The 12,878-nt window shown below is 61.0% G+C and carries 12 protein-coding genes; 10 read left to right on the top strand and 2 right to left on the bottom strand.

The window, feature by feature from the left end; genetic code table 11:
• Nucleotides 1-78 precede the first annotated feature (78 nt).
• The 4 genes from ptrR to FQ664_RS16295 all read left to right on the top strand — a co-directional run bounded on the left by ptrR (nucleotide 79) and on the right by FQ664_RS16295 (nucleotide 3,033).
• Entirely contained in the window at nucleotides 79-945 is an 867-nt protein-coding gene (gene ptrR / locus FQ664_RS16310; RefSeq protein ID WP_144173298.1) for a putrescine utilization regulator PtrR, read from the top strand.
• Nucleotides 946-1,070: 125 nt separating this feature from the next.
• Nucleotides 1,071-1,514 (top strand): carboxypeptidase regulatory-like domain-containing protein, encoded by a 444-nt coding sequence (locus FQ664_RS16305; protein ID WP_144173297.1) that lies wholly within the window; start codon nucleotides 1,071-1,073, stop codon nucleotides 1,512-1,514.
• 53 nt (nucleotides 1,515-1,567) lie between these two features.
• Nucleotides 1,568-2,314, top strand: a complete 747-nt coding sequence (locus FQ664_RS16300; RefSeq protein WP_144173296.1) for a phytanoyl-CoA dioxygenase family protein — start codon at nucleotides 1,568-1,570, stop codon at nucleotides 2,312-2,314.
• A gap of 197 nt (nucleotides 2,315-2,511) precedes the next feature.
• Nucleotides 2,512-3,033, top strand: coding sequence for an acyloxyacyl hydrolase (locus FQ664_RS16295; protein ID WP_144173295.1), 522 nt, complete (start codon nucleotides 2,512-2,514; stop codon nucleotides 3,031-3,033).
• A gap of 144 nt (nucleotides 3,034-3,177) precedes the next feature.
• Here the strand turns inward: FQ664_RS16295 and FQ664_RS16290 are convergent, their stop codons facing one another.
• Nucleotides 3,178-5,319, bottom strand: coding sequence for a TonB-dependent siderophore receptor (locus FQ664_RS16290; RefSeq protein ID WP_144173293.1), 2,142 nt, complete (start codon nucleotides 5,317-5,319; stop codon nucleotides 3,178-3,180).
• Nucleotides 5,320-5,563: 244 nt separating this feature from the next.
• A complete protein-coding gene (locus FQ664_RS16285) occupies nucleotides 5,564-6,454 on the bottom strand; it encodes a universal stress protein (RefSeq protein ID WP_144173292.1) in 891 nt (296 codons plus the stop codon).
• A gap of 147 nt (nucleotides 6,455-6,601) precedes the next feature.
• On the opposite strand from FQ664_RS16285, the gene hisN reads away from it, so the two are divergent.
• The 6 genes from hisN (at nucleotide 6,602) to benB (ending at nucleotide 12,812) form a co-directional block, all read left to right on the top strand.
• The gene (hisN, locus tag FQ664_RS16280) at nucleotides 6,602-7,393 is read left to right on the top strand and encodes a histidinol-phosphatase (RefSeq protein WP_144173291.1); all 792 of its coding nucleotides are present in this window, start codon (nucleotides 6,602-6,604) and stop codon (nucleotides 7,391-7,393) included.
• A 368-nt stretch (nucleotides 7,394-7,761) separates the two neighbouring features.
• Complete coding sequence (locus tag FQ664_RS16270; RefSeq protein ID WP_144173289.1) at nucleotides 7,762-8,493, top strand: hypothetical protein; 732 nt, start codon at nucleotides 7,762-7,764, stop codon at nucleotides 8,491-8,493.
• Between the two features lie 267 nt (nucleotides 8,494-8,760).
• Nucleotides 8,761-9,717 carry a benABC operon transcriptional activator BenR gene (gene benR, locus FQ664_RS16265; protein ID WP_144173494.1) on the top strand — a complete coding sequence of 319 codons (957 nt, stop codon included), beginning with the start codon at nucleotides 8,761-8,763 and terminating at the stop codon, nucleotides 9,715-9,717.
• 160 nt (nucleotides 9,718-9,877) lie between these two features.
• Nucleotides 9,878-10,774, top strand: a complete 897-nt coding sequence (locus FQ664_RS16260; protein ID WP_144173288.1) for an RHS repeat-associated core domain-containing protein — start codon at nucleotides 9,878-9,880, stop codon at nucleotides 10,772-10,774.
• A gap of 197 nt (nucleotides 10,775-10,971) precedes the next feature.
• Nucleotides 10,972-12,330: a benzoate 1,2-dioxygenase large subunit gene (gene benA / locus FQ664_RS16255; protein WP_144173287.1), complete on the top strand. Its 1,359-nt coding sequence runs from the start codon at nucleotides 10,972-10,974 to the stop codon at nucleotides 12,328-12,330.
• Nucleotides 12,327-12,812, top strand: a complete 486-nt coding sequence (gene benB / locus FQ664_RS16250; RefSeq protein WP_025339039.1) for a benzoate 1,2-dioxygenase small subunit — start codon at nucleotides 12,327-12,329, stop codon at nucleotides 12,810-12,812. The genes benA and benB overlap by 4 nt, the downstream gene beginning before the upstream one ends.
• Nucleotides 12,813-12,878: the final 66 nt, after the last annotated feature.

The following is a 12,878-nucleotide window of genomic DNA, read 5'->3' as shown; positions in this document are numbered from 1 at the left end:
TGACGCCAGACTAGTGGGCTATGGCTTTAATGAAAACTGAATAATAATGAGCGAAACATTCACGTTTGGAGAAAGGCTGTGGACCTGGTGCAACTGGAGATCTTCAAGGCCGTGGCAGAGCAGGGCAGCATCAGTGCCGCCGCGCAGCATATCCATCGGGTGCCGTCGAACCTGACCACGCGCATCAAGCAACTGGAGGAGGACCTGGGCGTGGAACTGTTCATTCGTGAAAAGAGCCGCCTGCGCCTGTCCCCCGCAGGCTGGAACTTCCTCGAGTACACCCGGCGCATCCTTGACCTGGTGCACGAGGCGCGGCTGACCGTGGCCGGTGAAGACCCGCAAGGCACTTTCGCCCTGGGGTCGCTGGAAAGCACGGCGGCGGTGCGCATCCCGGCCTTGCTGGCGGCCTACAACCAGCGTTACCCCAAGGTCGACCTGGACCTGTCCACCGGGCCTTCCGGGACCATGCTCGAAGGCGTGCTGTCCGGCCGCCTGGTGGCGGCGTTCGTCGACGGGCCGGTGCTGCACCCGACGCTGGAAGGCATGCCGGTGTTCGAGGAAGAAATGATGGTCATCGCGCCGCTCAACCACGCCCCGGTAACCCGCGCCCAGGACGTCAATGGCGAAAGCATCTACGCCTTCCGCGCCAACTGTTCATACCGCCACCACTTCGAGAACTGGTTCGTGCAGGACCAGGCGGTGCCGGGCAAGATCCACGAAATGGAGTCGTACCACGGCATGCTGGCCTGCGTTAGCGCCGGTGCCGGCCTGGCCATGATGCCGCGTAGCATGCTCGACAACATGCCCGGTTGCAGCACCGTCAGTGCCTGGCCGATGTCGGAAGATTTCCGCTATCTGAAAACCTGGCTGGTGTGGCGACGGGGCACGGTGTCGCGCAGTTTGAGCATGTTCGTGAAATTGCTCGAAGAAGCGCGCGCAAAGTGATGTTCCAGCGCAATTTCCATATCATTAAAGCGAATTTCATCCGGACGACCATGCATCAGCACGAACGCTGTTACGCCTGAAGGATCAGATAATAGGTAAGCCATCCTCGAAAGGAGGGTCGTACCATGCGTAACCATCACTATGCCCTTGGCGCGGCGCTGCTGATCGCCCTGGCGCTGCCATGGACCCTGGCGGCCGCCGCCGACCTCAATGCCCCTATCGACATGCAGGCCGTGCAACTGCAACAGCAGGAGCAGAACGGCGTCCGCTACCTGCAAGGCGGCATCGGCCAGGATGAAGCCAACGCCCTGCGCAAGACCCCAGGCTATGACCTGCACGTAGAACTCTCCACCGGCCCGGAAGGCAAATTCCAGAGCGGTGCCACCGTCGACATCCAGAATGCACAGGGTCAGCCTGTGCTCAGCGTTACCGATGCCGGGCCGCTGCTGTACGTGCAGTTGCCTCCCGGCAAGTACAAAGTCACGGGCAACGCGCAGGGTGAGACGGTGCAGCAGTTGGTGACCGTGAGTGGCAAGGCCCCCGCGACCGTAAACCTGAACTGGCGTTGATGGAAAACGGGCAGGAGTACGGATGTGCTCCTGCCTGAGAGGAGCGCATTGCCATGAGCCTGGACCTTCAACTGGAGATGTTGGACGAGCGGGGCTATGTGCTGCTCCCCGGCGTGCTCGAACCCCTGCATATCGCCTTGTTGCGCTGCGCCATCGATGACCTGCAGCCCATCCACTGGGATTACCAGGGGCTGCTGGAACACTACAAATGCGTGTTCAACCGCAACCCGTTGTGGTTGCCCTTTCTCGACCTGCCACCGCTGATTGCCCTGGCCGAAGCAGCATTGGGTGCCGACTGCCATGTGATCGGGCAAACCGCCTGGCGCAGCCACCCGGGCTATCCCGGCATGGCCCTGCACCTGGACCATCTGCCCATGCAGTTGCCCGACTGGCTCAGCGCGCGCGGCGACTTCACCCAGCCCCCGCAGATCCTCACCGCGCAGCTGTACCTCAGCGATATCGACCCTCAAATCGGGCCAACCTGGATTGTGCCCGGCAGCCACCGTGCAGCGCGGCCACCGCAGGCTGGTGAACGACACTGGCAGGGCCGTGAGGCCCAGCCGGTGCTGTGCAAGGCAGGGGACGCGCTGGTGTTTCGCAGCGATGTCTGGCACAGCGGCGGGGCCAATTGCAGCCAGTCACGCGAGCGCGACATGCTGCAAGTGCACTATGGCCGGCGCATGGTCGCGCAGAAGTTTTCGCCGTACCTGAACTGGCGTTTCAACCCGCAGGTGCTGGAGGAGGCCACCCCCAGGCAAAGGCGCCTGCTGGGCGAACACGTAGAAGCGGAATACGACTGAGTCCCGCCGCTCGGTTGCGCAGGTGCTGGTTGACGGAATTAGCCAATAGTGGCAACTCACTTTCAACTTTCTGATTATCTGGACGATAATCAGAAAAGTATTACTTCGTGTGACCGGTCTGGATGTATCCGGTCAGCGCATAAGATCGAGGGGCCCAAGCCCCCGCTTGCCGTATAGACCATCAGGAGAAGTCATTGATGAAAACCCGTCTAGCAGCTTCGCTGGCTGCTGCAGTGCTGGCCTTTGCCGGGGCGAATCTGGCTCAGGCAGCCCAGGTGACCGGCGCCGTTGGCGCCACTGGCCAAGGCGACATGACCTACCGTATCGGCCTGTCGTTCGACTGGGACAAGAAATGGCTGGAAAGCAGCACCGGTTATCTGACCGGATATTGGGATGCGGCCTATACCTATTGGGAAGGCGGTGAGGCCAGTGGTGCGCACTCGCTGTCGTTCAGCCCGGTGTTCACCTACGAATTCAGCGGTTTCACCTACACCCCGTATATCGAGGCCGGCATTGGCCTGGCGGCGTTTTCCAAGACCGACGTGGGCGACCAGCGCTTGGGTTCGGCGGTCAACTTCGAAGACCGCATCGGCTTTGGCCTGAAATTGCCGGGGGAGCAGAAGGTGGGAGTCCGCGCGATGCACTACTCCAACGCAGGGCTCAAGCAGCCTAACGACGGGATCGAGTCGTACTCGCTGTTCTACAGCAAAGGGTTCTGATGCATGGAGCCGCTGTGCGGCCCATCGCCGGCAAGCCAGCTCCCACAGGGACCGCGCAGCTCTTCAGATCTGCTGGTTCGAGGCCGATGCGGTCGTGGTGGGAGCTGGCTTGCCGGCGATGGGCTGCAAAGCAGCCCCGGCAATTCAGAAGGTATATGAAACTCCAGCCTGCACCGTCCGCGGCGCACCCGGGTAGACGTAGTTGTTGAACGCGCCCTCGTCATAGCCCTTGTTGAACACGTTCTTCACGTCCAGGTTCAACCGCACGTGTTCGTTGACCTTGTAGAAACTCAGCAGGTCCACCACGCTGTAGCGCTCCATGGTGTAGGTCGTTGCGGCTGTCTGGCCGGCGCGATCATCCACGTACTTCACGCCAACCCCCAGCCCCAGCCCCTTGACCAGGCCATCCTGGAACTCATAGGTGTTCAGCAGGCTGAAGCTGTTGCGCGGGATGTTGGCCAGGCGCGTGCCCTTGGGCAGGGTGGTGTCCTTGGTGACTTCGGCGTCTACATAGGCATAGCCACCGATCACCCGCCATTCAGGGGTGAGGTTGCCGGCGATGTTGATGTCCAGGCCACGGCTGCGCACTTCGCCGGCGGCGATCTTGTAGGTGTTGGTGGAGTCGTTCGGGTCGTTGGCCAGTACGTTTTCCTTGACGATGTGGTAGATCGCGGCATCGATGCTCAGCTGACGGTCGAGCGCCTCCCATTTCACGCCCAGCTCGTAGGACTTGCCTTTTTCCGGGTTGAAACCACCGCTGCCGCTGCCGGCAGGCGTGCCAGTGTTGGGTTTGAACGACCGGGCGGTGTTGGCATAAACCGCCACAGTGTCGGTCAGGTCGTAGATCAGGCCAAAACGCGGGGTGACGCCGTTCTCGCCCTTGCTGAAGTCGCGGTTCGCCGGCAGCTTGTCGTCGTAATCGTGCTCGAAACGCTCGAAGCGAACCCCGGCGAGGGCTTTCAGCCGCTCGGTGAGGGCCACCTGGTCCTGGATGAATGCGGCCCAGGTCTTGAGGTTTTCCTTGTCGTGGGTGGTGATGCGGGTCAGGGCTGGGCGTGGCTGGCCCAGTACCGGGTCGAACAGATCGATCGGGTAGACGCCGGCACCGCTGGCGGAGCGCTGAATGATGGAGTTGTAGTCGTAGTCTTCGTACTCGATACCCGTCAGCAGGGTATGGGTAAAGCCGCCAGTGTCGAAGTGGCCCGTGAGGTTGAGCTGGTAGTCGCGGTCGGTCCACTCCAGTTTACGGTAGTTGAAGTTACGATCCAGGGTGCGACCGTCGGACTGTAGCGTGTAGGCCTCCACGGCATTGCCCTTGAGCGAGCCGTCGAGCCACTGCATGCCACCGCCCAGCGTCCAGTTGTCGTTGAGCAGGTGCTCGAAACGCAACTGGGCCATGTTGTTGTCGTTGTGCAGCAGGTTGTCGCTGCCTTTTTCCCAGATATTGGTGTCGCGCGAGGCGCTGCCAGTCTGGGTCGGGTAGCGGGTCAGACCACGGTCCAGCGGGTGGTTGTTGCGCATGAAATCGCCTTCGAAGACGATCTTGGTACTGTCGTTGACCTGCCAGCTGAGCACCGGCGCAACGTCATAGCGCTCGCTTTCCACGTCGTCGCGGAAGCTTTCGCCGCCTTCGCCCAACAGGTTCAGGCGGTAGGCCAGCGAGCCGTCCTGGTTCAGCGGCCCGCTAGCGTCCAGGGTGGCGCGGTGCATGCCCTGGTCATCGAACTGGCTGCCGAGGGTGACCTTCGACTCTGGCAGTGGCTGCTTGCTGACCACGTTGAAGGTGCCACCGGGGTCGCCACGGCCATACAGGCTGCTGGCCGGGCCACGGATCACTTCCAGGCGCTCGACGGTGTTGGCGTCGGGGGCGTTGGGGTAGCCGCGGTTGATCGGGAAGCCGTTGCGGTAGAACTCGCCGGTGGTGAAACCACGCACGGTGAAGGTGGTCAGGCCCTGGCCACCGAAGTTGTTGGCGCGGCCGACGCCGCCAGCGTAGTCCAGGCCGTCCTGCAGGCGCGTGGCGCCGGTGTCTTGCAGTACATCCTTGGGTACCACGCTGACCGATTGCGGGGTCTCGTGCAGGGCGGTGTCGGTGCGGGTGGCGCTGGCCGAGCGGGTTGCCCTGTAGCCCTCGACCGGGCCATCGGCACGTTCGCTGTCGGCGCTGCTGGTGATGTTCAGGGCCTGGAGTTCGATCTGGGCGGGTTCGCCGAGCGGTTCAGGCTCGGCAAAGGCCAGTGGTGAGACAGCATGAAGCACACAAAGCGAAACGAACGTGCGACGCATCGACAGTACGATCCTGAAGTAAGGCGCTGAGGGGTAGGGTGGGCAAACACCGAGAAAATACTACGAATCATTATCAAATGCATTCTTTTTAAGTGGTACTGAGGTACCAGATGCCAAGCGTGAAATCTGGGCCGGCCCCTTCGCGGGTAAACCCGCTCCCACAAGAACGCCACAGGTTTCAAGCGTTGGGGGCCATGTGGGAGCGGGTTTATCCGCGAAGAGGCCGGTTCAGGTATACCAGCACTCAGCGAACCGCCTTGATCGCCAGCACATTGCACAGTGGCTGTTCCAGCACATGCGCCGTGGTCCCGCCCAGGAACGTCTGCATGGCGTCATGCCGGTGGCTACCCATCACGATCACATCCGCCCGGCTGTGGCCGACGAACTGGGCGATGGCCTTGATCGCTGCCCCCTCCAGGAAGTGCCTGCGCTCCAGCGGAATCTGGTGATGGTCGCCCAGCCGGTTGAACGCTGCCCGTTGGGCGGTCCGCACGCTGACATCGAAGCCGGGCATGGTCACCGCACCGGCACCGAAGTCGGCAATGTGGGTCTTGGCCGCGTCGCACACATGCAACAGGTGCAGCTCAGCGTTGCACTGCAGGGCCAGGGCATGGGCGCAGTGAATCACCTGCTCATCCAGGTGCTCGCCGGCGCCATGGCTGTTCAAGTCCACCGCGGCGGCAATCTGCCGGGGCAGGGGCAGGCGGATATCGCTGACCAGGTGCACAGCCACCGGGCTGTCCTTGAGCAACTGCCAGTCCAGTGGCGTTACCAGCAGGCGCTTGAGTACCGGTTCATGCTGCACGTCCTTGATCAACAGGTCGCAACCCAGCCGTTCGACCCGTTCCAGCACGCTGCCCAGCGGGTCGCGGGTCAGCAGCAGTTCGGTAGACACATCAAGGCCGGCGTTGGCCAGTTGTTCAGCTTCGTCCGCCAGCCATTGGCGGTTGTCGCTGAGCAGCCGCTCACGCTCGCGGCTATCGCTCATCAAGCCGAAGGTGTCGACATCGTCGACGAAAACGTTGATATCCAGCAAGGCACCGCTGGATTCGGCCAACGCCGCAGCGCGTTGCAGCGCCGGCGTGTGGCGCATCTGCGGGCCGAGCATGACGAACAGACGCTTGAACTGGCTCATCTCACACCTCCACGTGTGGCAGCCCCCCGGTGAACTGGTCTTGTTCAGTCTAGACCGCGCAGCGCTGCATGAGCACCTGACGGAGGCTGGCGCGGCACGGCGTGTCGGGTATCATGCTGGCCCCATCATTTTCACGAGGCCCGCCCCATGTCCCTGAGTGCTGAACAGATCGGCGAATTCCGCGCCTTCGCCGAGCAGCTGGCCGATGCTGCAGCTGTGGCGATCAAGCCATACTTTCGCGCCAGCCTGGAGGTCGAGGACAAGGGGGGGCGCCTGTACGACCCGGTGACCGTGGCCGACAAGGCTGCCGAGGACGCCATGCGCGAACTGATCCAGGCCCGCTATCCCGAGCATGGCATCCTCGGCGAAGAAGCCGGCGTGGCAGTCGGCAGCAGCCCGCTGACCTGGGTGCTGGATCCGATCGACGGCACCCGCGCCTTCATTACCGGGCTGCCGCTGTGGGGCACGCTGATTGCCTTGAACGACGGCACGCGCCCGCGGGTCGGGGTGATGAATCAGCCATTTACCGGCGAGCGCTTTGTCGGCACCCCGGAAGGCGCCTGGCGCAATGGTACGCCGTTGAAGACCCGCGCCTGTGCCGACCTGGCTTCGGCCACGCTGATGTGCACCACCCCGGACATGTTCGATACCGCCACGCGCAAGGCGGCCTTCGAGGCCGTTGCCGGCAAGGCGCGGCTGATGCGCTATGGTGGCGACTGCTATGCCTACTGCATGCTGGCTTCCGGCTTTGTCGACGTGATCGTCGAGGCGAGCCTGCAGCCGTATGACGTGCAGGCGCTGATGCCGATCATCGAAGGGGCGGGCGGGGTGATCACGGCATGGGATGGTAGCAGCGCGCAGAATGGCGGGTGCGTGGTGGCCTGTGGTGACCCGGCGCTGCATGCGCAGGTGGTGGAGATGTTGCGTCACGCCATGTAAGTGATGTGTCGCCTGTACGGCCTCTTCGCGGGTAAACCCGCTCTCATAGAACTGCACATAACTCGTTGAATTAGCAGGGCCCCTGTGGGAGCGGCTTTAGCCGCGAACACCGGCGCNCAGGATGCACGGACCGCTTGCGAATTCAGTTCTCTATGCGACAGCGCAGACCAAAGGGCTGGGCCATCTCCCACAGGTACTGCACAGTTTTCAGGATTTGTGATGATCCTGTGGGAGCGGGTTTACCCGCGAAAAGGCCGGTACAGGCTTGCTATCTTCCCAATCACCGCACTTTTTCCGATTTCCGGGCTCTATGCTTGGCCAGGCCACACTGATCCCCGGTGCGGCCGCCGAATATCGACCCGGTGCCGATGGTTGCAAGCAAAGCCAATGTCTTCTCCCGCCTGCTGCTGGCAGGCGCTCTCACATGCCTGTGCGCCTGCACCCAGCAGCAGGGCCGCGACATGCTCGACCAGTTCGGCAACGGCAAGCCCGGCGAACTGTTCCAGACCAGCGTCGACCGCCTGGCCACGCTGTCCATGCGTGACAACCTGCAGAGCTTGTACCTGCTGATGAACAAGCTGTACCTGCGCAACCCCAACCAGTGGAAGATGTCCGGCTACGTCGATGCCGCCACTGCCGAGCGGCAGATCCGCATCGCCATCGAACAACGCCAGCCCTTGCCGCAACTGGGCAACCGTCGCGACCTGGCTGCCTTGAGCTATGCGCTGAGCCCCGAGTTTCGCGGTGACCGGGTCGGCGCCTTCATCTACGCCATCGCCAGCATGCTGATCACCGCGCACGGCGGGCGTACCGAGTTCTACATGACCGATACCATCGACCCGCTGTTCGTCAACAACGCGGCGCGCAATATCGAGAAAGCCACCTGGATGTTGAGCCAGCGCCAGGATGCCAATGGCGTGCTGCTGTTGTTCTCCAACGAAATCTCGGAAGAGGGCAGCAACCTGAGTTTTGCGGTGGAGTTCGGCAAGATCGTGGCACGGCTGGACTTGCTGGCGGAGTTGCTGGATGAGCGGTATCGGCGGATTGGGTTGAATTACGCGCAAAGCCTGCTGCTGATGAACTTCCTGCCTGTTCAGTGAAGTGAGCGGTTCCGGGAATTCTGGGTAGCCTGTACCGTGCGATAAACGAACACAGACCCTGTCCTGTCTGTCCGCTATCCGCCCATCCAATCCCAAGGCCGCATTGCCCAACCCCCGCCTTTTTGCTTAAGTGTGCCCATCCGCCGGTTGTCGCCTGCCTCCGCGACCCGTAGCCGGCTCGATAGAATGACCGTGACGACCGCGACCACAGCCCACCGGGCCGTAGGAAGCGGTGACCAGAACAATAACGATCCGAGTGCCTTGCCTATGGAAAGCCGCCTGCTGAGCGAGCGCAGTAGCGTGTTTCATCACGCCGACCCTTATGCTGTGTCTGATTATGTCAACCAGCATGTCGGCCAGCATTGCATCGGTCTGTCACGCACCACCCACCCCCAAGCCAGCCTCAGCCACCGCAAGTTCGCCGAACTCGACCTGTGCCGCATCAGCTACGGCGGTAGCGTGCGGGTTACCACGCCAGCGCTGGAAACCATCTACCACCTGCAAGTGTTGCTCAATGGCAACTGCCTGTGGCGTGGGCACAAGCGCGAACAGCATCTGGTGCCGGGCGAGCTGCTGCTGATCAACCCCGACGACCCGGTTGACCTGACCTATTCGGAAGACTGCGAGAAATTCATCCTCAAGGTGCCGACCCGGCTGCTGGATTCGATTTGCGATGAGCAGCGCTGGCACCGGCCGGAAGGCGGGGTGCGCTTCCTGCGCAACCATTACCGCCTGGACGAACTGGACGGGTTCGTCAACCTGCTGGCGATGGTCTGCCATGAGGCGGAGGTCAGCGATTCGCTGCCACGGGTGCAGGGCCATTACAGCCAGATTGTGGCCAGCAAGCTGCTGACCCTGATGAGCACCAATATCCGCCGGGAAAGCCTGAGCGGGCCGCAGGCAGGGCTGGAGCGCATTCTCGACTACATCGAGCGCAACCTGAAACTGGAGCTGTCGGCTGAAGTGCTGGCAGAGCAGGCCTGCATGAGCTTGCGTTCGCTGTATTCGTTGTTTGACCAGCACTTGGGCACCACACCCAAGCATTACGTGCGACAGCGCAAGCTGGAGCGGGTATATGCTTGCCTGAACGACCCCACCTGTGGCGTGCGCAGTGTGACGGAGCTGGCCCTGGATTACGGTTTCCTGCATCTTGGACGGTTCTCGGAAGTGTACCGGCAGCAGTTTGGCGAGCTGCCTTCGCAGACGTTCAAGCGGCGTACGTAGAGTACCTTGTTCTTCATCTTGGTATTTCTGCCATATCTTGCTTGGTCTGGGTTTTGATGGCCAGAGCACCTATCATTTTTACTAGTTGTATAGTTTTATCAGCTAGTCAGAATGAGTGCCTAAATGCCATCCGCTCATTCAATATGAAAAGGGCCTGACCATGAGCAATAAAATCAGCAGTTCGCTGCATTTCTATCAAGGGCAAAGGCTCGTAACAGTGAAGCAAGCTGATCGTCACTGCATAATCTTGCGAGGTAACAAGCTACCCCTAGCCCAGCTGGGGGCCTCAGGGGACTCAAAAAGCAGCATGCTCGCCACGGATGGGAAAGAATCAATATTTCAAGCCCAATCTGCTGTGGCGCACGAAACGCTTAGCTTTACTGTATATGGATACGGCTCAACCTTACCCTTATCGCTCACATTACTCGGCTTTAATGGTGAACTCTTTAATGCACCACATTCGAGTTATCTCTTAGGTAACGGCCATCGTAGTTTTAACCCAGTGATAATGAGATTTCTGTCGCCTGATTCGCTCAGCCCTTTCCTGGCGGGCGGTCTCAACACATACTCCTATTGTGGGAATGATCCCATAAACGCTGTTGATCCTTCCGGTAAGACGAAGTTGATGATTACTCGAACAATCCGACGCCAGCCCGTCAATACTGTGATGAAAGTTGGACCTGGGACCCAGGTGCCCAACGGGACCGCGATTATTACGGACCAGGACGGTAGTTTTTTTACAAAAACATGGCAGCCAGAGCCAATCATCCAGAAACAAATGATCCGCGTCGTAAGATCAGATGGCACGCCAGGAAGCATGAAGGGGTATATTCGCGAAGGAGATTTCGGAGAGCTTAAAGACATCAACAAGAAGGTGGCAGAGCTTATGTCGGCCCCAGCGCCCCTAACTGAAACGGACACGAACAATCTTCAGCGCCTGAAGGACAAACGAAACTCATACCTTCACGAGGGCGCAAGGCTGATGAAAGCCGCAAGGCGCGACTTAGGAGTCTCGGTGACTATGGCGATTGTGCGAGACGATGGAAAACCGTCCTAGTCGCAAAGAAAGCGTTAGGTGCACAGTACGGCATCGCCTGCATCAACAGACAGTTTACTTCGAAGGTTGTGTTCTATCCGTCTGGACAGGACCCTCTCTAAAAGAACTGGATAGCACTCTGCACAATCCGGATAGTCCCCCGCCAGCCGTCTCCCTAACCTGACCAGGTCTAAACAATAACAAGGGAGACCCTGGCCATGTCCCTGGGATTCGACTACCTCAATGCCTTGCTCGAGGACGACCGTGAAAAAGGCATCTACCGCTGCAAGCGCGAGATGTTCACCGACCCACGCCTGTTCGACCTGGAGATGAAACACATCTTCGAGGGCAACTGGATCTACCTGGCCCATGAAAGCCAGATCCCCGAGAAAAACGACTTCCTCACCCTGACCATGGGGCGCCAGCCGATCTTCATCGCGCGCAACAAGGACGGTGAGCTCAATGCCTTCCTCAACGCCTGCAGCCACCGCGGCGCCATGCTCTGCCGGCACAAGCGCGGCAACCGTTCCAGCTACACCTGCCCGTTCCACGGCTGGACCTTCAACAACAGCGGCAAGCTGCTGAAGGTGAAGGACCCGAGCAACGCCGGCTACCCCGACAGCTTCAACTGCGACGGCTCCCATGACCTGACCAAGGTGGCGCGTTTCGAGTCGTACCGTGGTTTCCTGTTCGGCAGCCTGAATGCCGAGGTCAAACCGCTGGTCGAGCACCTGGGCGAATCGGCCAAGATCATCGACATGATCGTCGACCAGTCGCCGGAAGGCCTGGAAGTGCTGCGCGGTGCCAGTTCGTACATCTACGAAGGTAACTGGAAGCTCACCGCCGAGAACGGCGCCGATGGCTACCACGTCAGCTCCGTGCACTGGAACTACGCCGCCACCCAGAACCAGCGCAAGCAGCGCGAGGCGGGTGACGAGATCAAGACCATGAGTGCCGGCGCCTGGGCCAAGCAAGGCGGTGGCTTCTATTCCTTCGACCATGGCCACCTGCTGCTGTGGACCCGCTGGGCCAACCCCGAGGACCGCCCGGCCTACGAGCGCCGTGACCAGCTGGCCGCCGACTTCGGCCAGGCCCGTGCCGACTGGATGATCGAGAACTCGCGCAACCTGTGCCTGTACCCGAACGTGTACCTGATGGACCAGTTCAGCTCGCAGATCCGCATCGCCCGGCCTATTTCGGTGAACAAGACCGAAATCACCATCTACTGCATCGCGCCGAAAGGCGAGAGCGCCGATGCCCGCGCCAAGCGCATCCGCCAGTACGAAGACTTCTTCAACGTCAGCGGCATGGCCACCCCGGATGACCTGGAGGAGTTCCGCTCGTGCCAGACCGGCTACGGCGGCGGTACCGGCTGGAACGACATGTCCCGCGGCGCTGCACACTGGGTGGAAGGCGCCGATGAGGCGGCCAGGGAGATCGAACTCAAGCCGCTGCTGTCTGGTGTGCGCACCGAGGACGAAGGGCTGTTCGTGCTGCAGCACAAGTACTGGCAGGACACCATGATCCAGGCCCTGAAGGACGAACAGCAACTGATCCCCGTGGAGGCCGTGCAATGAGCCTGTATGAAACCGTGCGCGACTTCCTCTACCGCGAAGCACGCTACCTGGACGATGCCCAGTGGGACCAGTGGCTGGAACTGTACGCCAGCGATGCCAGCTTCTGGATGCCGAGCTGGGACGATGACGACACCCTCACCGAAGACCCACAAAGCGAAATCTCGCTGATCTGGTACGGCAACCGTGGCGGCCTGGAAGACCGCGTGTTCCGCATCAAGACCGAGCGCTCCAGTGCGACCGTGCCCGACACCCGCACCTCGCACAACATCAGCAACATCGAGATCGTCGAGCAGGGCGAGGGTGAGTGCCAGGTGCGCTTCAACTGGCACACCCTGAGCTTTCGCTACAAGACCACCGACAGTTACTTCGGTACCAGTTTCTACACCCTCGACCTGCGCGGCGAGCAGCCGCTGATCAAGGCCAAGAAGGTGGTGCTGAAGAACGACTACGTGCGCCAGGTCATCGACATCTACCACATCTGATCCAGGGTTTTGCGAGCGCTGCCCGGTGCGTCCTGCAACGCGCCGTGCCCAGGCTCGCCCGCGAGG

Origin of the sequence: Pseudomonas persica (genome assembly GCF_900291015.1) — a bacterium.
Lineage (GTDB): Bacteria > Pseudomonadota > Gammaproteobacteria > Pseudomonadales > Pseudomonadaceae > Aquipseudomonas.
Note: the sequence above shows the minus strand (reverse complement) of the source record. Positions and strands in the feature narration are given on the sequence as shown.